Origin of the sequence: Paenibacillus amylolyticus (assembly GCF_050990605.1) — a bacterium.
In the GTDB taxonomy this organism is placed as follows: domain Bacteria; phylum Bacillota; class Bacilli; order Paenibacillales; family Paenibacillaceae; genus Paenibacillus; species Paenibacillus amylolyticus_H.
Window position 1 is genome coordinate 4,739,830 of sequence record NZ_CP158832.1, and the last position, 24,694, is coordinate 4,764,523.

General features: G+C 36.5%; 8 protein-coding genes. 2 read left to right on the forward strand and 6 right to left on the reverse strand.

Annotated features, from left to right (window positions below; all coding sequences use genetic code 11):
• Positions 1 to 21: 21 nt before the first annotated feature.
• The 6 genes from ABTV53_RS20930 to ABTV53_RS20955 form a co-directional block, all read right to left on the reverse strand.
• Positions 22 to 15,054, reverse strand: a complete 15,033-nt coding sequence (locus ABTV53_RS20930) for an amino acid adenylation domain-containing protein (RefSeq protein WP_433746030.1) — start codon at positions 15,052 to 15,054, stop codon at positions 22 to 24.
• Positions 15,055 to 15,071: 17 nt separating this feature from the next.
• Positions 15,072 to 16,262, reverse strand: coding sequence for an ACP S-malonyltransferase (gene fabD / locus ABTV53_RS20935; protein ID WP_433746032.1), 1,191 nt, complete (start codon positions 16,260 to 16,262; stop codon positions 15,072 to 15,074).
• On the reverse strand, positions 16,250 to 16,984 hold the full coding sequence (locus ABTV53_RS20940) for a thioesterase II family protein (RefSeq protein ID WP_433746033.1): 735 nt from the start codon (positions 16,982 to 16,984) through the stop codon (positions 16,250 to 16,252). Before ABTV53_RS20940 ends, fabD begins: the two co-directional genes overlap by 13 nt.
• Before the next feature lie 158 nt (positions 16,985 to 17,142).
• Positions 17,143 to 17,697 carry an antiterminator LoaP gene (gene loaP / locus ABTV53_RS20945; protein ID WP_433746035.1) on the reverse strand — a complete coding sequence of 185 codons (555 nt, stop codon included), beginning with the start codon at positions 17,695 to 17,697 and terminating at the stop codon, positions 17,143 to 17,145.
• 25 nt (positions 17,698 to 17,722) lie between these two features.
• On the reverse strand, positions 17,723 to 18,709 hold the full coding sequence (locus ABTV53_RS20950; protein ID WP_433746038.1) for a TauD/TfdA family dioxygenase: 987 nt from the start codon (positions 18,707 to 18,709) through the stop codon (positions 17,723 to 17,725).
• A gap of 39 nt (positions 18,710 to 18,748) precedes the next feature.
• Positions 18,749 to 19,297: a phosphoglycerate mutase family protein gene (locus ABTV53_RS20955; RefSeq protein WP_433746041.1), complete on the reverse strand. Its 549-nt coding sequence runs from the start codon at positions 19,295 to 19,297 to the stop codon at positions 18,749 to 18,751.
• Positions 19,298 to 19,772: 475 nt separating this feature from the next.
• Between ABTV53_RS20955 and ABTV53_RS20960 the strand changes: the two genes are divergently transcribed.
• Together ABTV53_RS20960 and ABTV53_RS20965 are read left to right on the forward strand one after the other, a co-directional pair.
• Positions 19,773 to 21,782 (forward strand): DUF5693 family protein, encoded by a 2,010-nt coding sequence (locus ABTV53_RS20960; protein ID WP_433746043.1) that lies wholly within the window; start codon positions 19,773 to 19,775, stop codon positions 21,780 to 21,782.
• 1,117 nt (positions 21,783 to 22,899) lie between these two features.
• Complete coding sequence (locus ABTV53_RS20965) at positions 22,900 to 24,579, forward strand: PucR family transcriptional regulator (protein ID WP_433746046.1); 1,680 nt, start codon at positions 22,900 to 22,902, stop codon at positions 24,577 to 24,579.
• Positions 24,580 to 24,694 lie beyond the last annotated feature (115 nt).

Genomic DNA, 24,694 nt, shown 5'->3' on the forward strand with positions numbered 1-24,694 from the left:
CTTTCTCCATTTGTTTAACGATTATTTTTTTTCGAGTGAATCCATAATCATACTTAACTGGTTTTGAGATAATTTCTTATACGTAAAATCTGATGCTGTCTTTTCTCTAGATTGCAAATTACAACAATAATCAATGAGGAGGAGAAGATGTTTAATAAATAGTTCAGAGAAATTGGTGAATTCTTGTTCTTCAAACTGATTTTTGTTATATGTGAATCGTAAAATAGTTTCACCGTTTAAAATCATACAATTGATCTCAATACTATGGCTTCTCTCTAAGTTAGGTCCCATTTCATCTCCCATAGGATATTGAGAAGTTAAAGACCTCGATAGATTTTGATCGAATTCTCCTAAATAATTAAATACGATATCTGATTTAATTGCTGAGCTAGTTAGTGAAGTATTAATATATTTTAAGATGTTAAATCCAAAACCATTTTTAGGAACCCTTCTAATACCGTCTTTAATTTCTTTAATGAAATAGCTTAACTCATTATTCCCTTGATGCTTAATCATAAAAGGATACACTGAAGTGAACCAACCAACAGTCCTTGAGATATCAATCTGATCAGAAATATCTTCCCTTCCATGACCTTCTAAATCAACAAAAAACTCCTCAACACCCAACCATTCTTTTATAGATAATCCTAAAGCGGTGAGTAAGAGATCCTTAGTATCAGTGTTATATGCTAAATGGGCCTGTTTAGTTAATCTCTTTGTAGTTTCAATATCTAATCTTTGAACCAGAGTATAACTATCCCTGTAGCAATCAGTACCAAATTGTTGATTAATAGGAAGTTTGTTAACTTGGAGTTTTTCAAGTTTGGTCCAGTAAAGCAAATCATCTTCTAGATGTTTACTTTGTGCGTAATGAATTAACCCTTTAGCCCAAGTTTGGTACGAATCTGTTTTTAAAGGTAACATTGGCGTTTGGTTATTAAGAAATTGTTCATAAACACTCAAAAAATCTTCCACTATTATCCGCCAAGAATAACCATCTACTACCAAATGATGGGCAATAATTAAAAGGTGATCTCCAGATTCAGTCTTAAATAATCCTACTTGTAATAAGGGTCCGCCAAAAATATTAAATCGACGTTGTAGCATATTCGCATGTTCCTCAACTCTTTTCTCCTGAGAAGGATCATTGATTAGATTAAAGATCTCAAATTGGAAATAATCCATTTCAAGACTATTTTTACGATTCCACTGTTTGATATTCCCCAATTCGTCTAAATGGTACGCCATTCTTAATGCATCGTGATGATCTACTAGTTTTTCCAACGCTAAATTCACACTATTTTCGTCAAATCCTTCTTCTTTATATAGCATTATTGACTGATTAAAGTGATGGTAGGTAGAAGAATCACGTTCAAAAAATTGCTGTTGAATTGGCGCTAGTTCCACTTCTCCTTCGACCTGTGATTGATCGATATGACGAACAATGGATGTTACATGCTTACTTATAGATTTAACTGTTGGGTAGGAAAAAATATCCTTCACTTCAGTATGATACCCATAATTTCGTAGACGCGAGACTATTTGTAATGCCTTAATTGAATCTCCGCCCATATCAAAGAAATTGTGATTAACACCAAACGATTCAACCCCTAATACTTCTTCCCACACTTTTACCAAACTGAATTCCACTGATATTGTAGGCGCTGTATATTCAATACTTGATTTGAAATCTGGAAAAGGTAGTGCCTTTTTATCAATCTTCCCATTAGGTGTTAATGGTAATTGATCCATAAACACAAAATAAGAAGGTATCATATGGATCGGAAGGACGCTGGATAATCTTTCTCGAAGCATCTGTGTTTCCAGTTCTGTATTTGCAACGATATACGAACACAAAAATAACCGATCATTATGTTGAATTGCTTGAACTATTGCTGTTTGAATTTCTTCATACGATATTAGAACACGCTCGATTTCTCCAGGTTCTACGCGTACACCACGTATTTTGACCTGATCGTCGATCCGACCTAAAAATTCAATGTTTCCGTCAGGAAGCCATCGTGCTAGGTCTCCAGTACAATACATTCTCCCATGTCCAAATGGATTGGTAATAAACTTTTCATTCGTCAATTCATACTGATTTAAATATCCTCTTGCTAGGCTATCTCCTGCAATACACAGCTCCCCAGGTACGCCAAGCGGAGCCAAATTTCCATCCTTATCACGGATATAGATGTTTGTATTGGTTACAGGTTTGCCGATAGGAATATTTGCATAAGTTCCATCAATTTTGAATAATGTTGCCCCAACGGTATATTCCGTAGGTCCATAACCATTAATCAATACATACCTTGCGTTAGGATGCTTTTGAGAGTGTTTCAACTTGTCCCCAGCAGTTTGCATTATACGTAATGTTTTATTTTCTAATTGCATGAATTGTTCACATACCTGTGTCGGTAAAAAAGAAATAGTGACTTTATTCTTTTCGAAATATTCATTTAATAGCACAATATCTAAACGTATATCCTGTGGAACAATACACAATGTGCTACCAGTGATTAAACAAGGGAATATCTCCCACACTGATGCATCAAATCCAAATCCCGCATACTTACTGACGCAATCATTTCGTTCAATCTCATAAAACGTTTGGTTCCATGTACACATATTAATTAGGGAAGTATGCTCGATCATAACTCCCTTCGGCTTTCCTGTAGAACCAGAAGTATAAATAATGTAGGCAAGATCGTTAGGTTCCCCAACGGAATCAAAATCTGAAGCAGTGTATTTAGAGAAATCAATTGCAGACCATTCTATCACTTCTACTCCAAATGATTCTTTATTACTTATGCATCTGTCTCCCGTGATAAAAAGGGTACTACCACTGTCCTCAAGCATAAATTTCACACGCTCTACTGGATACTCATGATCGATAGGCAAGTATGCTGCTCCAGTCTTTAAAACGCCAAAGACACTCGCAATCATTTCTAGTGAAGGCTCAAACATTAGCGGAATAATATCCCCTCGAGTAACCCCTCGCTCTCTTAAAAATGATGCTACTTTATTGGCCAATGTGTTCAGTTCTTGATAAGTCATGGTTTGATCCATAAAGATTAAAGCAATATCATCTGGAGTGCGCTCTGCTTGTTCTCTAAATAGGTCATGAACTGTTTTATCGTTTGGATATTCAATTCGCGTAGGATTTAATGAGTATAATTTCTGTTTCTCTTCTGGACTAAGCATTTCTAAATCACATAAAGAAACATGCTCATATCCCATAACAATTTTTTCTAAGATACTAGTAAAGTTTTTGCACATTTGAAGAATTGTTTTCTCTTCGAACAAATAAGTCGCATATTCGATTTCTAATACCATTCTTTTTTCTTCAGCTAGAACATTAAAAGTTAGATCGAACTTACTTTCTTTTGTCGACACATGATTTATACTTTCGAAAGGTTCATTTACTGAATCAACATCCGAAGTCATACTGAACATAACGTCGAATAGTGGATTGCGACTGTTATTTCTTTGAACATTCACTTTTTCAAGAAGCATTTCCAAAGGATATTCTTGATTGTCTAGACCCTTCAAGACTGTGACTTTAATTTCCTCAAGCAACTGTGCAAAAGTTTTACTTCCCGTGATATTATTTCTAAGTGCAAGTGTATTAACAAACATACCTAATACACCATCTAGCTCCCGAGTTGTACGGCCAGCCACTGGTGTTCCAATAATGATATCTTCCTGTCCCGTGTATTTATAGAGCAATGTGTTCAAAGCTGTGAACAATACCATATACACAGTGATGCCTTTATTTGCAGCGTATGAGTCTAGTCCTTTATACAAATCCTGATTGATTTCTAAACGCAGTGTGTTTCCTTCATATCTTCTTTGAATTGGTCTTTGAAAATCTGTTGGTAAATTGAGTACAGGAAGATCACCTTTTAATGATTCTACCCAGTAATTTTCTTGATCCTCCCACACTCCTGAATTCACTTTCTCATGTAACCATGAAGTATAATCTTTGTACTGTAGCTTCAACTCAGGTAATATCTTGCCTCTATATAATCCAGCTAATTCACTCATTAATATCTTGAAAGATAAACCATCAGAGATTATATGATGCATATCTGTCAACAGGAATTCTTTACCTTGTTCATCTTTAACATATTTAACTCTAAGCAAAGGAGCACTGTTTAGTTCAAATGGTTGTACGAACTGAGAAAGTAGCTCCTCCATTCCTGTCGATTTAGTGCAGAAGTGTTTTTCCATAGTAAAAGGAACATCATCACGTACAACTTGAACCGGCCTGCCATCCTCAATTAAAAATGAGGTTCTTAAAATATCATGACGTTTAATTAAGTGTTTAAGAATCTCCTCAATCTTTTCAACATCTGTCCCCTTTCTTAACTCTAGTAATGCAGGCATGTTATATGCCACTCCGCCACCCTCAAGTTCATTCAATAGCACCATTCTCTTTTGGGAAAAGGAAACGTCATATTTATCATCTTTTGTAGTTGTAATAATATTTTTAATCTTATGCTTCTCACTAGCGTCAATTAATACTGCTAGCTTTTCAATGGTCGCTGCATTAAAGAAATCTTGCAAAGTAACGCGAACAGACAGTGATTCTTCAATTGCTGAAACCAGATGTATGGCACTAAGAGAATTTCCCCCTAATTCAAAGAAATTTGATCTGATACCGATCTTGTCAATTCCTAATACTGATGACCAAATATTTTCCAATTTAAGCTCAGTTTCGCTACTAGCCATAACATATTCATCAATAACCGTAATTTTTGGAGTAGGCAATGCTTTTTTATCTAGCTTTCCGTTTTGTGTTATGGGTAGCTGATCCATAAACACAAAATAGGAAGGTACCATATGGATTGGAAGAACAGTGGCTAATCTTTCACGGAGCACCTGTGATTCTACCATTTGATTAGCGACAATATACGCACATAAAAATAGTTGGTCTTTATGTTCTACTGTCTGCACTGTTGAAGTCTGGATTTCCTCATACGAGATCAGGATTCTTTCAATCTCCGTCGGTTCCACACGGACCCCTCTAATCTTCACCTGATCATCGATCCGACCTAAAAATTCAATGTTTCCATCAGGAAGCCATCTCGCTAAGTCTCCTGAACAATACATCTTTCCGGATCCAAATGGATTGGTAACAAACTTTTCAGCTGTTAATTCAGGCTGATTTAAGTAACCTCTTGCCAAATTTTCTCCCGCTATGCAAAGCTCCCCTGGTACCCCTACAGCTGCTAAAGCTCCATCTTTATCCCTGATAAAAATACTCGTGTTAGCTATCGGTTTCCCAATTGGGATATTTACATAAGCACCATCCACTTTAAATGCTGTTGCTACAACTGTATTCTCTGTCGGACCGTAATTATTAAATAATTCATAGGCTACGTTAGGATGTTTCTGTACATGCTTCAATTTATCACCAGCAGTTTGTAGTATACGTAGAGATGTATTATTTAATCGCATAAATTGTTCACATACTTGCGTAGGTAAAAAAGAAATAGTAACGTTGTTATTTTCGAAATATTCGTTCAATTGCACAACATCTAAACGTATTTCTTGTGGAACAATACACAATGTACTACCACTAATTAAACATGGGAACATTTCCCATGCTGATGCATCAAATCCGAATCCTGCATATTTACTGATACAATCCTTGTCCTCAATCTCATAAAACGATTGATACCACGTAGACATATTAATTAATGACGTATGTTCAATCATAACTCCTTTAGGTTTTCCGGTAGAACCCGAGGTATATACTACATACGCTATATCATGTGGTCCCCCATATGATTCGGTAGCTGAAAAATCATAGTTTGTTAATTCAATGTCAGACCATTCTACTACTTCAACTCCAAGTTCTTCTTTATTCTTTAAATGATTACTTCCTGTTAGGAGTAACGTACCTGCACTGTCTTGAAGCATAAATTTGACGCGTTGCATCGGATATTCATGATCGATAGGTAAGTATCCTGCCCCGGTTTTTAATACACCCAGTACACCAGCAATCATCTCTATCGATGGCTCCATCATCAGCGGAACAATATCTCCACGAGAAATTCCTTTTTCCTGCAAAAAGGCTGCAACTTTGTTTGCATTTCTGTCCAGTTCTTGATAAGTTACCTTCTTATCTTTGTAAATGAGAGCTATACCTTTTGGTGTTCGATCTACTTGTTCTTTAAATAATCCATGAATTGTTTTTTCTCTTGGATAATCCGTACGTACAGGATTAAATGCATAAAGTGCTTGCTTCTCCTCTCTGGTAATCATATCTAAATCTTTAATATAAATCTTATGGTTATATACCATGCCCTTCAGAATATTTAAGTAGTTACTAAATAAACCCTCGATTGTACTAATCGAATATAGACTACTATTAAAATCAATATTTGCTACCAAAGAATTATCATATTCGTCCACGATTAAAGAGAGATCATATAAAGGGTCTCCTGAATGGATTTCAATTGGCTTTAGTATGAGATCCCCAAAACTTACTTCTTCTAATGCGATATTTTGTAGTATAAACATGGTATTAAAAAGGGCTTTCCCAGTACCATTTCTTTCGATAGAGAGTTTTTCTACAATTAAGTCAAATGGATAATCCTGATGTTCGAAAGCATCAATTGTATGCGTTTTGATCTCCTCTAAATATGCATTTATCGTCTTGTCTCCACTTGGTTGACTGCGTAGAGCCAATGTTTGCATAAATAAGCCTACTGTTCTTTCACTACTTTCATGATTTCGACCTGAAAGTGATGTTCCTACAATGATATCTTCTTGCCCTGAGTACTTATAAAGTAATATATTGTATGCCGATAATAAAACCATATATAACGTAGTGTTCGTTTCTTGAGCTAATGATTCAAGTTGAACTAAAAATGATTCATCTATGGCAAAAGACATTCGATTTCCTTTTCTGTCATCATTTAAAATCACATTTGATGAGTTAGATGGTAAATGCAAAACTGGTAGTTCTCCTTGAAAAACATCTATCCAATATTTTTCATGAGTTTCAAGTTCAGAGAATTTAGAGTTTTGCCATGCTACGATATCTTTATGATGAATCTCCACTTCAGGAAGTATAGCACCTTCATAAACTTGCTTGATCTCTTCGAGTAAAATACCCAGAGAATATCCGTCTGTAATAATATGATGGACATTAATGAGTAATTCATGATGACTTTCCTCTATTTTTACGAGCTCTACTTCAATAAGAGGTGCTTGAGATAAATCAAATGATTTAACAAATTGATTTTTATGTTCCTCAAAATCACCAATACTCATTTCTGTTCGTATTACCTTAAATGGAAGATTCATATCAACTTTTTGTTTTATTTCACCTTCTACTACATAGAAAAAAGTAAAAAAGGCCTCATGTCTACGAATTACTTTTTCCAGACAGTCAACAAAATGATTTTCATCTAGTTTCCCAGATAGTATGAATCTCTGGACCATATTTTGTGACAAACTTGTTGGATCCATCTGATGCAAGAAATAAACTCTTTGCTGTCCAGGCGAAGTTTCATAATCATTCTTTGAGCTTAAGATGGGTATTGGCAATCCCATTTCCGCCTCATTATTTGATATCCATTCAGCCAACTCTTTTATCGTTTGGTTTTTAAATAAAACTCCAATTGTTGCATTTATTCCAAACTCCTTATTTAACTTTGCCAAAATGATGGTTGCTTTAAGGGAGTTACCTCCAATGGCAAAAAAATTATCATTTCGACTAATTACATTTCTATCTACGGTTGTTTGCCATATTTCTAGCACTTTTTCTTCCAGTACATTCTCTGGCTTGCCAAAATCACTTTTTTCTTTTTCAGTACTTTTTCCAACATGAAGCGATTGCATTGCTTCGTACAGCTTGTCTAATTTATCATGTTGTTCAATGGTGAACATATCAATAGCACTACTACCAGAAGCTCCTCGTTTTATCATCTCATTCAAAAGCTCGGAAAATCCATTTACCCACATCTTTATTATCTCATCTGTAATAAACTCCGTATTGTATTGAAAATCAATATACAATTCATCCCGGTAATCTATAACATTGAGAAACAAATCATATGCAACATATTTAGTCGGATACTCCCCTATTTGAGTAGAGATATCGTCCAATTTAACACTCTTTATTGGTCTGTCCATATTAAATACTACATTTATCTCAGGATAAAAAGGTGTTGTGAGCTCTTCAGCAATTGCTGCCATCGGTACATATTGATGTTTCAACACATTGTCTAACCGTGTTTTGATATGTTCCATATAAGAAGATAATTGATCATTGCTATGGCTCGTAAAAGACAACGGAATTACATTTACACATGGACCTACTAAATAATGATTACTCAATTGAAGTTGTCCAGCCGTTGGTATGCCAATAGTTATATGATTTTGATTTGTGATAGACTGCATAAATTGACTGAATGCACCTAGTAATGTTACAAACAGAGTATTACTTACTTCTGCACTAAACGTTCTTAAAGCTTGGGTTAGTGCGGAATCTATCTTCAAGGTATGTTTCGCGCCACGATATCCTGATTTAGACCGTTCCAACGGTTGAGTCGGTAAGACTAGAGCAGGAATTGCACGATCCAGCTCCATGTTCCAGAAAGCGGTTGCCTCTTTAAACGCATCTTTCTCACGTATTGATTGTTGCCAATCAATATATTGAGCATATGAGGCTGATTCAGGCAACAAAAGATGATTTTTATGCACTAATGCCGTATATGAATTAGCCATTTCCTGAAGAATTACTTCAATAGACCAGCCATCCGCAATAATATGATGGATGGTTAATACAAACCAAAACTCGTCAATTTCTAACTGTAGCACATTTATTCTGAAAAGACGGTCATCCCCTTCAAGATCAAAGGTTTTCAATGCATCATTCTCTAACCACTCAGATACCTTCTCTTCCTTACTTGCTGCTATTTGTGTGAAGTCAGTCTGACCTATATTTACAGATATTTTTTCCTGGATAATTAATTTTTCTTTTTCAATATCAACCTTTGCTCGCAGAAGACTATGACGTTCAACAACCTGATTAAAAGCTTGATTTAGTAAGTGTACATCTAACTTCCCTTTCATTTTTAACAGGATAGACTCACTAAGAGCAATAGAAGCTTCCTTGTCTGAAAGTGACGCCAATAAAATATGCTTCTGCTCATTTGTTAATGTAAGTTCTTGAGACAGATCAGCTGTTTTTAGAGACCCTTCGTAATTCGCCTTGTTTCCCCCATTAGGAGGGATTTGAGGTGATTCTGGTAAAAAGCCTCCTCTACGAAGATCACTTATTGTTTCTTGGACAGCATCGATGATTTTAGTTATATCTTCGTTAGTATGCGCCGTGGAGAGAAAACAATTTCTTCCTTCCCATACATAAATCCCTTTATACATTAGGTGGTAGAAAAATAGATCACTATCAATAGAGCATACAAATCTAAATAATGACCCATAATTCACGACATGTATTGCTACTTTTTCCTTGATAAAAATCTGATTTAACTGGTTCACTAAATTATTTGTATGATTATTAAGTTTTGTGATTAGTCCTTCACCCTCAAACTTAAACTTTTCCAAAACAGCCATTGTCACACGCATTGTCAAAGGATGAGTATTAAATGTGCCTGCAACAAAGGTTCGTTTTGCTTCATCGACCGGCAAAGACAGATCTCCGAAATTCCATGTACCTCCATCTATCGCATTCATAAACTTGGACTTTCCAGCTACAACCCCAATGGGCATACCTCCACCAATTACTTTTCCATAAGTAACAAGATCAGCCGTAATTCCAAATGACTCTTGAGCTCCGCCAAGACCAATTCTAAACCCCGTAATCACTTCATCAAAAATAAGTGCAGTACCTGTGGTCTCAGTAATTTCTCTTAGTTTCAGCAAGAATTCTGCAGGTGCCACATCAGGACGTCGACTTTGAACAGGTTCTACCAACACAGCAGATATTTCATGACCAAGATTTTTGATTATTTTTAAAGACTCTTCTTGGTTATAGTTTAGAACGATCAGGTCTTCCATAAAGTTCTGATTAATCCCAGGAGCCATTGGTCTAGCAGTAAACGTATCATCTGAAAGATTAGTTATACCCAGAACACCATCAAAGGTACCATGGTACGAGCCTGAGAATATCACGACTTTTCGTCGACCCGTTACCGCTCTAGCTAAACGGAGAGCGACCATCACAGCTTCTGTTCCAGAATTGTAAAATGCAACTCGTTCTACACCAGTTAGTGCTGCAATTCCTTCAGCCACATCTCCAGCAATATTTGACATAGGTCCAAGAGCAGGTAGGGTATTCAGGTTTTCTTTAACCATTAAGTTCGTAATAAAGTCAGGGTTATGTCCAAACAAATTCACACCAAAACCCATTGTGATGTCGATGTATTCATTTCCGTCTACATCCCATATTTTAGATCCTTGCGAAGAATGTCCTATGATTGGATAGACCATTTCTTTCCAAACCATTCTGAAAGCAGCTAAGTTTCTGTTATTCGCATGGATAAGTCTATTTTGAGCAGTATACTCTTTCGATTTTTTCGTTTTCCTTACATATTTATTCACAAAGTCTTCAAGGTAACGTTCTTGTTTTGGGGTTAGATCTATTTTTGTTTGGAAATCTTGCGATTGATACGGTACAAATGGTTTAGTCTCCAGCTGAGCAGTCACTTGTGATTTCACCTTAGACTCTGAAGCTGTTGTAGCCGCTACTTCTTGTTTCAATTGTTCAATACCATAGGTATCTATACTTGTATATTGGCTAATGACTTTTAATTGTGCATGTAATGTAGAACTTATAATTTCATTTTGAGATTTTAGTAGTTCATTTTGTGAAGAAATAATTCGTTCCAATAGATCAGATGAACCCTCCATTTCCTTCTTCTCTTTAATTGTCGGTTCCATGTGAGATTGAGAAGATTTTGAAGTTAATTGTAGTGAAGTGGACTCAACTTCAAACTGAGCATGGCTATGATTTGAAATAAATTCAATTAGATATTTTATATTAGTGATGGAATCAAAAAAATTACCTATAGGTATATCTAGACTATACTTTTCTGAAATCTCATTTCTTACTTGAGCTAGTGAAATAGAATCTAAACCCATAGAGATGAAATGAGTGTTTTCGTCTAAATCCTGAATTGATATGCCTGATACTTTAGAGATAATAGTATGGATAAAGGTTTTAATTGTGGTGATGTTATCTCCCAACTGATTACTCCTCCTATAAATATTCCCAAAATTTTTGTTAAGTTTAGGTTCTATCCAACTACGCTTTTCTTCAAATGGATATGATGGAACAGGAACTTTTTCATAAAATTCCCCTTCAAAAAAACCTTCCCAACTGATATCGGCTCCTAAAATATATAACTCCGCTATTTTTTCTGATCGATGTTGTGCAAGCTCTTCGTTTGAAAGGACCCCCGAGACTTGTTCTTTGAGTTTTGAATAATCCGTATATGTTTTTACATTTCCCAGATAAATCCCTTCAATATTTTTCTTGTCCTCAGAAAGTAATCTTAATTTGGTAAGCATATCTTCTTTGTTGGTGGTGGTAATTGCTGCACGAAACTGCAAATGCGGTCTGCCAGTATTCGTTGTGTAACAAATATCTAGTAGATTCCATGAGTGATCTCGCTCCATATAATTCAAATAACGTTTAATGAGCGTAGACAAAGAATCCTCATTATTTGCAGATAACGCTAACAAATAGTGAGGATTCTTTTCTTCTTTTCTCTCATTCAATTCCAAAGGATGGGATACGTATTCTTGCAATATTACATGAGCATTAGTACCGCTGAATCCAAAGGAACTGACTCCACCCACTAAGGGGGACTGCTCTACATCAAATTCCGCTAAATTTTTACTTATATAAAACGGAGAAGACTCTAATTTTAAATGCGGATTAGGACTTTCAAAATGTACAAGGGGAGGCACCTTCTTGTTTTTCAACATTAATACTGATTTAATGAAACTCACTATACCAGCCGCCTCAAATAAATGACCGATATTGCTCTTAACAGATCCTAAAGCACAAAATTGTTTTTGATCCGTAAATTGGTTAAACGCATTGCATAATGCTTTAAATTCTACGGGATCACCTAATTTGGTGCCTGTACCGTGTGCTTCAATAAAATCAATTTTTTCAGGGTCTATCCCAGCCTGATTCCATGCACTTACAATAACTTCGGTTTGAGATAACGGATTGGGCGCCGTAATTCCAATCGTTTTACCATCCTGATTGACTGCACTTCCTTTTAATACCGCATAAATATGATCTCCATCCTTAACCGCTTGGTCATAAGGCTTTAAAAGAACTGCCCCAACCCCTTCACTTATTCCGGTACCATCAGACTGAGCATCAAAAGTTTTAGTTAATCCATCAGCGGATTCAATATCTAATCCAGTCGCAACAGGTAATAAACTAATTCGAACTCCACCTGCAATTGCCATTTCACAATCGCCATTCATAATTGCTTGGCTAGCCAGATGCACCGCTACTAGTGATGAAGAACAAGCGGTATCGATAGTAACTGCTGGTCCTTTTAAATCTAGAAAATATGCTATTCTACTAGCTAAAACGGATGGTAAGTTTCCTACAATTCCCGCTGAGAGTTCATTATAGTCATTCAAAGTAATTAACCGTTCATAATCAAATCCTACTTTAGAATATCCAACATAAATACCAGTTTTCCCTGCTTTAATCTTGTTACCTGCATACCCAGCATTTTCGAGAGTATGCCACACAGTCTGGAGAAATAACCTCTGACTTGGATCCATCAATCGAGCTGTGTTTGGAGTAATTCCGAAAAATCCATAATCAAACTTATCGATTGAATGTAGATACCCTCCTCTTTTTAATGGAGTCTCTTCTAGATTAAGATCAATCAAATTGGCACAGTACCTAGCATCCTCAATTCGATTACTCGGAAATTCAGTTAATTGGTGTTCTCCTTTTTGAATCATTTCCCAAAAGGCATCTAAATCTGTTGCACCCGGTACATTCAAAGCCATACCTATTATTGCAATATCCTTTTTATCTTTTGCCTCTGCATTGCTGTGTCCTTCTATCGGATCCTCTTGCTTACTCTCATAGATATGTTGAGCAAGTTTCGTTATTGAGGGGTATGAGAAAAGTTCCGAAATCTCTAAACTCATTTTAAACTCATTTTCGATAATATCTAAGATTTGAACGAGTTTTAGGGAATTTACACCTAAATCAAAAAAGCTTTCTTCCATATTCACGGATTTTCTCCCTGAAACCTCAATTAGAAGCTTTGATAATTTCTCTTTAATATGATGAAGAGAAGAATTTGATTTTAGTATTTCATCACTTACCTGTAGCTCATTCAATTTTTGAATATCTGCTAGAAACTCACCTGCTGAATATCGTTCTGATAATTGATATCTTTGAATTTTTCCACTCGTTGTTTTAGGCAATTTTCGAATTGGAACTACCTCGACATTCCATCCACCTTTTTGAAATAGATGCCTCTTTAACGTTTTTGACAAGGATATGAATTCATCGGTTTTTCTTTTGAAAACAACAAATACAATTATTTCTTCCGAACATTCTGTTTTATTATAAACACCAACAGCAGCTACCCTACCAAGCTCTATACCTTCTAGCTCAACAGCAACACGCTCAATATCCTGAGGGTATATATTTTTTCCATTAATGAAAATAATGTCTTTCGATCTACCAGTTACCACAAGATTACCTTCATTTATAAAACCTAAATCTCCTGTGTCTAGCCAACCATCTCTGGTTATAATATCGTTACAAGCTTCTGGATGATTATAATAGCCACTAGTCACATTTAACCCTTTAATTTGAATATTACCAATCATCTTCTCAGCTATTTCCTCGTTGTCATTGCCACAAACTCTATATTCGCAATAATCAATGGCTTTGCCTACTTCAACAAATGAAACTGCACGAGCATCTGTTATTTCCACTTCTTTTACAAAATCTCCTGTATTTAAATGGTTTCTGTCTACATATATCGTTTTTATTGGTTTTGACAACTCCGGAAAAGAAACCGCTACGGAAGCTTCAGCCATCCCATACACTGTAAACATGCTTTCTCTTTTTAAGCCATATACGGATAATGTGTTTAAAAATTGACCGCATACTTCAGTTGAGATAGGTTCAGCACCATTATATATAATCCTCACACATGATAGATCCCATTTATAGTCTTTTTCTTGGTTATAGAATTTAAGAAAATATCCGTAACCGAAATTTGGAGATGAAATCATGGTTGCTCGATGTTCATCCACTTTTTTTAGCCAGAGGATTGGCTTTCGGATAAACACTTCTGTAGGGATAATGTATTGATTAATTCCTACTACCAGAGGAACTAAATGAAAGCCAATCAGACCCATATCATGTGTTAAAGGCATCCATGAAAGAAAAGAGTCTTTCTCATTAATTTGGGTGTTATTTACAACCCCACTGATATTATAAATTAAGTTTTTATGTGTTAATGTTACCCCTTTCGGGACCCCTGTTGATCCTGATGAAAATTGTATAAAGGCTATATCGTCTTGAGAAGGAGTGTTAAGGGTGTATAAGCCATCGGGATAAGATGTATCGTTGATAGAACTCGTACGTTCCAACATCTCATCAATATTTAAAGAAGAATGCTTTTGCACAAATTTTTTAATACTGTTTAAGGCTTTCTCAGTAGTAATCAAATGAGGACAGCTCATGATATCCCAAATTTTAAACAGTTTTAATTTATGTTCATCATCTTCTCCAATGCTTATTGGAACGGGGATCATTCCCCCTAATAAACATGCCCAGAAAGCAATAACGAATAATTTATTATTTTGAATTTGAAAAATGACTTCTTGTCCTGGTTGAAGGCCTTCTTTTTGCAAATAAGCGAGATATCTGCATGATTCAATGTATAATTGTCGATATGGAAAAAAACTCTCTGATTTATCACTATCAATAAAGAGAATTCCTTCATCTGCTGAGTTACTCCGGTCTTGTATTACTTCAATCAGTGTATTGAATTTTTTGGTAAACATGACTACCTCCCGCGATTCTACAAATGTTCCATTATTCCTTTCGTTTCCTGGTTTGTAGTGTATTTTAGTTTCAATATTTCTTGTAAAAGCTTTTTAGCGTTTTCCTCTGAATTAAATAAAGGCGTTGTAGGTGTACTCTCTACTAACCCCTTTAACTCACTTAACAATGGATTTAGCTTTGTTAAATAAGTGGATTCCATATTCCGATTTCTACTAATTAATGCCGCTGTTAAGTAGTTCTTAAGCTTGGCCAACTCTCTCCCTCTGTGTAATTCAGAGTAGAGTTGCTTAACTCTTATTAAATCTGTGGGATCACTAATAGATAATGATCTAGAAGTATTTGGTATCGATTTCATGAAATCGGTTAAAACTTTTCGAGGACCGAGTTCAATAAAAGTAGTAACACCTTGCGTTATCATATAGTTGATGGACTCTAACCATCTAACGGGTAGTACGAATTGTTTTTTGAGCTTTTCTTTATAGGAATCGTTTTCCAAGTATGCTTGACCACTAACATTAGAAATAAGCGAACATTCAGGTGTATTGAATGTACATTTTTGCAGCTCTGTATAGAATAAGTCAGAAGCAGTAGTCATTAATGGACTATGAAATGGAGCACTGACATTCAAAAGCGTATATGTGCCTCTTTCTTTTTCAACACTTTTTAAAACGCTCTCTATTGCAATATAATGGCCTGATATTACAATTTGTTTATTTGAATTCACACAAGCTATGGTCACGGGGTAGTCTTCATTCGCCGTTTCTCTACAAATGCCACTTAAGAGTTCCGCACTTATGCCAGAAATAGCAGCCATCCTTCCGACTCTCGCAGGATCAGCTTCTTGCATAAGAATGCCTCTTTTTCTAACTAACTGAATTGCATCTGAGAACGACAACACGCCACTACATACCATAGCTGTATATTCACCAAGACTATGCCCAGCCATAAAAGAAGGTTTAAAGTCCAACTCTTCTTTAAGCGCATGATAAATACTCACACATACGGTTAAAATGGTAGGTTGAGCGTTCATCGTTTGAGCAAGTACTTTGCCTTCACCTTCGAAACATAGTTTTTTGATATCCATTTGTATTGCATCGCTTGCCTCTTCGAAAATTCGTTGGCTTCCTTTATACCTATTCCAAATTTCTCGACCCATTCCAACATATTGTGAACCTTGTCCAGGGAATAATAGGGCTACTTTATCCATACATATTCTCCTGTGTGTGCACTCATCAGAGTGTTATTTATTATTGCTATCAAATTTTGCTTTTGACTGTTCAAGTAAAAATGACCGCCAGGAAAGGTATGTAGAGATGTCTCTCCTTGTGTGTACCTTTCCCATTCACGGATCTCTTCGCCAAAAACGCTTTCATCCTCACCCATTAAAACCGTTATATCGCAACCCAATAATGGCTTCTCTCCCCCCCCATTATACGACTCTAAATTGGTTATATCTGATTTCAAAATGGGTAAGAAATAGGATAAGAAACTCTCGTCAGAAACTAAAATTTCGCTTATACCACCTAACTTTTGAAGTGCATTCAAAAACTGATCGTCAGGCAAGGTATGAAGCAAGGCGTCTCTAGTATGATGCGGTGGTCGTCTTGAAGAAATGAACAGATGTACAGGTGGCTTGTATCCTTCTTGTATTAATTTGTGAGACAATTCAAATATGATACTCGCTCCCATACTATGGCCAAATAGTGCGTAAGGATCTCCTTGATTTTCAAAATATGGTTGGATACGATCAAACATATCATTGATCAGCTCATCAAAAGAGCTATATAGAGATTCAGTTGTACGATAACCTCGTCCAGCGAGTTCCATAGAAACTATACTTATATGGGGTAGTAAGTGTGATTTCCAATCAGAATACATGCTAGACATTCCACCAGCACATGGAAAACAGAATAAATTTAGCTTCTCCAATTTCACATGCCTCCATTAAAAAAAGTCACTCGCTCATGTGAGCAAATGACTCTTTTAGTTAAATTTGTAAAAAAAATATTCATACCTTCGGCACTTCATCCAAAATAATTTTGCATTCTTCTGTAAATATATGTCCCTCTGATCTGAGAGTAATGTGCCTAAGCATCTATTACTTCAACCAAAGTTGCTGATCGAATCACATTAATAGGTACGTAAATGGTTCGTTCTAAATAGGATAGATTCAACTTTATTTTCGCTTTGCTGTTTCGTATGTCTATTTTTTGGATATTATCTTTATAGTTCAACAGTGGCCCTGAAATCACTTCCATTTTACCGTCCGTTATTCTGATATCTGAATAATCTACGGTGTCTTCTTGATTGAGGAGCTTTAATATAAAAGTCATTTCCTCTTCACTGATTGATTTCAGGTAAGAATTACGATCCATATTCATATCGTTTGATGAATTTTTTAAGATGCAGTACGTATTTGGGATTTTCAATAAGTCTTTGTGATCCAATAACTTCATATCTGCCTGTATGAACAGATAGCTTGGAAATAACGGGATAATTCTTTCATAGAACCATCCACTTTTTTTCTCCCTTACCCGTTTCAAAGGTAGAAGACACTTTACTTTTTCTGAAAAATGCTCACGAATCATTTCACGAACAAAAGCCTCTTTCCCTGTTTCGACAAATAAAACATACCAATACATACAACCACCCTATTGCGCAATATTTTCAAATTCCGTAGTTAGAAGTTAAGTTTCCCATGGTTACGACTATTTTCCGTGCGCCTTTATATGGTCTTCTTCCGTGCGCCATCAACATATTGTCTAACATGAGTACATCTCCCTTTTCCCATGGGAACGCGAGAGAATGTTCATCGTACACATTTCTTATTTCTTGCAGATCTTCATCACTTATGGTGTCTCCGTCTCCGTAGTATGTATTTCTTGGTAGGTTACTTTCACCTACTGTTTGAACTAAATACTCACGAATTGCAGGGGACAGATTAGTTACGTGAAATAGATGTGCTTGGTTAAACCAAATCATTTCCTCTGTTTGAGGATGTTTTGCTACTGCAGGCCGAATGGCTTTTGTTCTTAATCTGCCGTCCGAAAACCACTCAATATTTATCCCCGCATTTGAACAATAGCCTTCAACTTCTTGCTTAGAATTCGTTTGGAATACTTCCTCCCAAGGTAAATCTAAGTTTCCACCAATATTTCTCTGGTATAATACCTGCTTTGTAGCAAATTTATCCTTAAGGTCTGGATTCAGTTGGTTGAAGATTGCCCGACTGTCGGCTATTGGTGTTTCACCACCAACCTCAGAAGGCTGCACACAATGGAAAAATATTTTTTGAGCCCATACGTGAGCATATGAATTTTCATTATGCATCGCAATATGTTGATCTTCTGGATACTCCGTAGAAGTATAGACGTTCCCTTTTACTTCACTTCTTGGGGTAGAACGTTCTTTATACTTCTCTAATTCAGGGGTAAAGATAGTCGAGAATTTTTCAAAGAGGTCGATGGAGCTGACATTAAAATTTCTAAATAGAACGCCACCATATTGTAAAACCAGCTTCTCAATTTCACTTTTGTTATGTAACGCCCAACCGAAAAAATCGTCTACATTTCCTTTACTATCCAGTACAATAATTTTTGTTTCACCTTTTTGTAGATAATCCATTGTTATGTTTTCCATTGTTACGTTCACCATATTCGCGTTTACCCCCTGTTGTATGAAGTATATCCTCAACTATTTTTCGTACACATAGATCTTCCCATTAATTGGATAAGGTTTAAAGCCCGGGCCTTTAAATCCTCGTCTAAGTATTTCTTTCCTTAGTCTCATCATAAAAGTTGCATGGCTTACAATGAGGATGTCTACACCAGCAGCCGCTGCCTCAATATCATTCATGACTAAAACGGCTCTATTATCCGTTTCTTTTGTACTTTCCACAACCGACTTATGTTTAGAATTAAGGATAAACTTCGTGATAATTCCCCATATGATGATTGGTAACTTCCCCTTCCAAACTTGAGCATACCGAGGTAGAGGTATTTTTTTGAGTTTCTCATTGATAATGAGATCCCCATTATATATTACATTAGCTGTCTCAATAGCTCGTTCCATATCACTGCAAAAACATTTTTGCCACTTGGTAGTTCCCATATCCACTTCGCTAATTTCAATTTCAGCTTGGTCATATTGCTCAAGCCACTCTGTTAGCTCTGCACCTGTTAACATGTAACTCGAAGGTTTTTCTTTTGCCACCTTAAAATGTCTTATCAATCCAATTTTCATAGTACACTCCTTAATTAAGTTTGAGTTTCATCTTTTTTTCCTTTATAGTAATTAAAAGATTATAACATAACTTTTTCCATATTCCGATGAATAGCTACAATATACAACTAATTTCTGCTTTCATCAACAAAATTCTAATTTTGCATGATATTATTTTAAATACATATTTTATCTATAATTTCAAAATAACCATTAATCGATCTTAGAAGATCATATCTAATCAGAAAAAAATGAGTACGTTTTCTTCAATGCGTACGTCAAAGAATATATACTTTCTTTCCATCTTCTTTCATCAATACCTGCCATTCACAATATTATGTACAGCTAGTACATACTTCACCTTTTAATTAAATAGTCTCGTGATCTTCCAAGAGCTCTTTGAAGAATAACCAATTGCTCTAGAATTAAAATCACGATTGATATATATTTTTGATGTATTGTTATTTTTTGTCTAAATGGAGGCGGAAGTTTTTCTATGGATAATCGATTTAGTAATTTGAACGAACGATTCAAATTGGTATTATATGTATTATTTGCAATCAGTTTAGTGGCTACTATACCTTATCTTGCAAACCGTACAAAACTTGAATCTTCTGCAAAACAAGTAGAATTTATATTTGATTACAGGGGTTTAACCGAAATTGCATACTATCAAAGCAAACCAGAAAAATATTTAGATGAGCAGTTAGCTGCATTAAAAGCAGCCGGTGTTAAATCAATGGCGATATATGAAAGCACATTGAAAGATTTACAGCTTTTAAAACGGATCAACTATTACAGCACAGAAGAGCTTGAAAAAGCACAAAAAATTGATTCTACTTCTTCTGAAAATTTCACATATATCATTTATTCAGATGATGATGCCAGAATTGAAATGGATTCATTTATACGCGAAGCTTTCTCCAATGTTTCCATAAGAGAATGGACTTTCAATGGAAAGCAGGGGATTGTAATAGAGGCTGCTTTAGCAGAGGCTATTATGAAACCGATTGGTTTTGATCCTATTACGCTTAATAAATTGAGCTCTGATGGATTTGAAATTATTCCCCGTTTTTCAGACCGATCCCTCCCATATGATCATGAGAAAGTTAAGCAACAAATGGAAGTTTTTGAACAACTGGGAGTAACACATATTCTATTTGATGGTGATAGTGTAAAAGGATTTACAGACCAAGAAGATCTAAAAAGTCTTGACTTGTTTGGTAACTTGTTGAATCAACATCATATAGGTATTATTTCAATTGAAAACCTACTGCCACAGTCCCAAAATGGGTTTAATTACTTGGCAAAAATCACAAATTTTAATGTTGTACGATTGTATTCCTTATCCGGTATAGATGCGACCCGACTAACGGCGGATACAATAGTGGATCGTTTTTTACTTGCAGCAAAAGATCGAAATATTAGAATGTTTTATCTAAATGCAGCTATCTTTAACAACCCAGGAAAAGCTGGCCTTGTAAGTTCTTTAGATAATTTATTGATCGCTTTTGATGATCAAGTGGGGATTATTCCAACTCTTGAAAAACAAGGATTCCCTACCGGGGAAGCTGAAGCTTTTCAAGTTAACAAAAACTCATGGGAGAATCCCTTAAAAGTTCTGATAATTCTAGGAGCATTATCACTTATAACCCTATGTATATCAAGTTTTTTCATGTTATTGACTATACCGTCTTTCATAATTGGAATTATAAGCAGTATTGGGTTATTCTTCTATAACATTGACATCCTTATGCAGGCTTTAGCTTTAGGAGTAGGTGTTAGTACACCAACTTTAGCTATAATATCCGTTTTAAAAATGATTCTAAGGAAACAAACCACTCCTGTTAATCATAAAAAGAACTTATTAGCCGCCCTTAAACTACTCGTAATCACTACTGTAATCACTTTAAGCGGTGTTCCTTTTATTGTAAGTCTTTTGAATAATGTAAGTTACATGCTTTCCATTAATCAATTTCGTGGGGTTAGCGTCTTACATTTGGCACCTATCGCATTAGTCACACTATATATACTTTTGTTTATTGACAAATCTCCAATAAAGCGTTTACGGTACATCCTGATTCAACCAATTAAAGTTTGGTGGGTTATAGCTGTTGTTGTGATAGGAATTGTTGGTTTTTATTATATATCTCGAACTGGAAATTCTGGGGAAGCACCTGCAATTGAGATATTCATTAGAAAAATATTAGAAAATTCGATTGGAGTTAGGCCTAGGTTTAAAGAGTTTATGTTCGCTCACCCCTTATTCCTTTTTGGATTATTTTTAGTTTTACGTTATCGCCTAGCTATTCCTTTTCTAATTATTGGTTCGGTAGGTCAGCTTTCTTTAGTAGATACTTTTGCTCATATTCATACTCCACTTTATATCTCAACTATCCGTGTATTTTTAGGACTTGGACTTGGTGTTCTAATAGGTCTTATCTTAATACTAGTATATGTATTCATTGAAAATCTGTTTAGAAAATATATTATGAATAGAGTTTAGTTTTGCTACAAAGAAAATTAACAAATAGAGTATTCTTGGAGCAGCTTCGCTACCATGAATACTCTATTTGTTATCTTGGTTATAAAGTGTTACTTGTAGGTGTGTATAAGACTCGTGAGTACTGTAGTTTTTTCAACCCACATACTATATGTGAGCATAATTCGTCTCCACCTTGTCTAGGCCTATCAGCTAACGTATATACAGACATATTTCTGAAATAAAGTTGGTGAGCCCATATTCTTTTCTTTTGTTTAATTGAACAAAATCAAATTGAAGCAATTCGTTTCTAAACTTAAAAATTGCAAGACGAGAACAGAGAATAAATAATGAGGAAAAAACATTTAAAGCACATGAAGTAGAACACCATATGTAAATTCTGCATCGACCAAGGAAATTACGTATATGTACGAGTTCAAACAACTCTTTATTGCATCGAAAAAACAAGGTAAGCAACTTTGAGGCTTGTGGATTTGACGATCAGACCATCGGTATGACCCGGATTAAAGCCGCAGCGGACCGATGAAGAGCAAGTTATAAAGAGTATGGAGAGACACGCTTACAGGATGGACGAGGCAAATATTCAGGAGACCCTTTAAAACGAGAACTTACCTTGGAAGGGAAGAACGCGAGACTCAAAGCGCAAATTCACTTGCTCCAAGCAGAGAATGCACAAAGAATCATATTGCCGAACGGGGGGTGAAAATACAAGTAGAACTAGCGCCTAATCTTCGATACAGATTGATCCGAACAAAGATTGAGTAATACCAACTTCAGCGAATAGGGAGTGCTTTGTGTGAGACCGCAAGGTCTCCAATATGGGATAGTACCGACACTGGAGTGCCTCTGCCATTCACAGACGCAAGCAGAAGGAACAGGTATATCAGGAAACAGGAGTACATATTCTTCTGACCTTGCAATTTAAAAACGTAACAAAGGCGCTCGTTACATAAAAATGACGCTAAAAGGTCAATTTCATATCGTTTTGAATCTCAAACGAAACCGAAGAATTATGAAAAATACGATATCCTTTAGCCTCTTTATACAAACACTTCTTTACGCCCACTCCACTTAATGTTAGATTTTATAACATATCATTATGAAAGCGAGTGGGTTGAAGATGGATCTGCAACAGTTATTGACTATCCCCATTCTCTCCAAAGCAAAGGTTATTGCCGGGCATCGCGGCCTTGATCGCTTGGTGCAATCGATTAATATTATGGACGCACCGGATATTGTACAATTCCTGAAACCCGGAGATATGTTGCTGACCAACGGTTATATCCTGAAAGACCGCCCTGATGCTCATCTTGGATTCATTACCGACATGCATACAATTGGTTGTGCAGCGCTTGCGGTCAAGACACAGCGCTTCTCTCTTGAATTATCTCCTCAACTGCTTGAGACAGCCGACAGGTTGGGCTTCCCGATCATCGAATTGTCGGAGATCGACAATACACTCGGTGAAATATTTCAACAATCGATTAGCGCCATCCTTCAGAACAAAACCCATGAGCTCCACTACGCCTTATCTATTCATAAACAATTTTCCACAATGATTATGCAGGGCAAAGGTATACCAAACATCGTAGATACGTTGTCTCAGTTGCTATCTTCACCAGTTCTTCTGCTTGGTTTGAACAAACAGATTACGGTAAGCTCCCATTATGCACAACAGATGGATGACCATTCTCTCACAGGGCCCTTACTGACTTTTATAGATCAGCACCCATCCTTCCATACCGCAATCTCGATCTGCCTGCTTACTGCCGAGAAATATCGACACGCCGAGCTTCATCCCATCTTCACGGATCGGCACGAGGGTTATTTAATCGCACTATACGACAGTTCCGCAACCTCTAGACTCTCCACTCTGGCACTGGAGCAAGCCGTCAATGTGATCGGTCTGGAGTTAACCAAGAAACAAGCCGTCAAGGAGCGCTCCCGCCGTTACAAAAATGAATATTTCTCCGATCTCATTCAGGGCTTCATTCGTTCGGAGCAAGAAGCGCTGCATCGCGGCAAGAAATATGGGCTGCAAGCGAAAGGAAGTTCTGTTCTCATCGTTGCCAAAAAGGATGAATCCTTAGCGGGCATACCTAAGCAGAACTCTACTTCCTCAGGGGAAGAGCGGTTCATCTCGGAACGAGACGCTAATTACGAGTTGATTAAGCAGGAGTTCGCCTGTTTGGATCTCTCCTTTGTCATGTTCACCAAGAACGACCAGTTCGGCATACTCGTCTTTTTGAATGAATCGTTATGGGACGAACACACCGTTGTTCAGCAGCTTGAGCGGATGGCGAGCAATCTGTATACGGAGTCACAGCTCAGCCTATCCTTCGGAATAGGCAATCCCTACACGAATGTATTGGATATCGGACTCTCCTATAAGGAAGCAGTCAAGGCGCTCCAATCCGGCTATCAGATGCGAAAGACCCGCTTCGCTCACTCCTATCAAACCATGGATATAAGCCGTCTGCTGCGCATGATTCCTCACGATGAGATGCTGCAATTCCATCAAGAAACCTTTAAACCCTTCGAAGGTCGAGATCCAAACGAACGCAGCGAGCTGATGAAGACTCTGTCCTCCTTCTATGAGAATCACTGCCAGATCGTTGATACAGCAAAAGAACTGTTCGTACATCGCAATACAGTGATCTATAGGTTGGAGAAATGCGAAAAGCTGACCGGCAGGAACATTAAGGACCCGATGGAGAGTCTGCGCTTCCGTCTCGCCTTTGCACTGGAGCCGCTGCTGAATGTTAATCCAGCCCCTAGCGAAGCTAATCATACGTCTTGAACAGAGCACGTGTCATGTATAATGACACGTTTTTTTGTTTCCTTTTCATATTCAATTCATATCTAATCCTCATTTGTACATTTTAACTGATTTAATTCTATTTTTATGTTCAGAG

What these genes read in the sequence shown, in the direction of transcription:
- ABTV53_RS20930 (WP_433746030.1), bottom strand. Translation starts at nt 15,054, where the DNA reads ATGTTTACCAAAAAATTCAATACACTGATTGAAGTAATACAAGACCGG.
- fabD (WP_433746032.1), bottom strand. Translation starts at nt 16,262, where the DNA reads ATGGATAAAGTAGCCCTATTATTCCCTGGACAAGGTTCACAATATGTT.
- loaP (WP_433746035.1), bottom strand. Translation starts at nt 17,697, where the DNA reads ATGTATTGGTATGTTTTATTTGTCGAAACAGGGAAAGAGGCTTTTGTT.
- ABTV53_RS20950 (WP_433746038.1), bottom strand. Translation starts at nt 18,709, where the DNA reads ATGGTGAACGTAACAATGGAAAACATAACAATGGATTATCTACAAAAA.
- ABTV53_RS20955 (WP_433746041.1), bottom strand. Translation starts at nt 19,297, where the DNA reads ATGAAAATTGGATTGATAAGACATTTTAAGGTGGCAAAAGAAAAACCT.
- ABTV53_RS20960 (WP_433746043.1), top strand. Translation starts at nt 19,773, where the DNA reads ATGGATAATCGATTTAGTAATTTGAACGAACGATTCAAATTGGTATTA.
- ABTV53_RS20965 (WP_433746046.1), top strand. Translation starts at nt 22,900, where the DNA reads ATGGATCTGCAACAGTTATTGACTATCCCCATTCTCTCCAAAGCAAAG.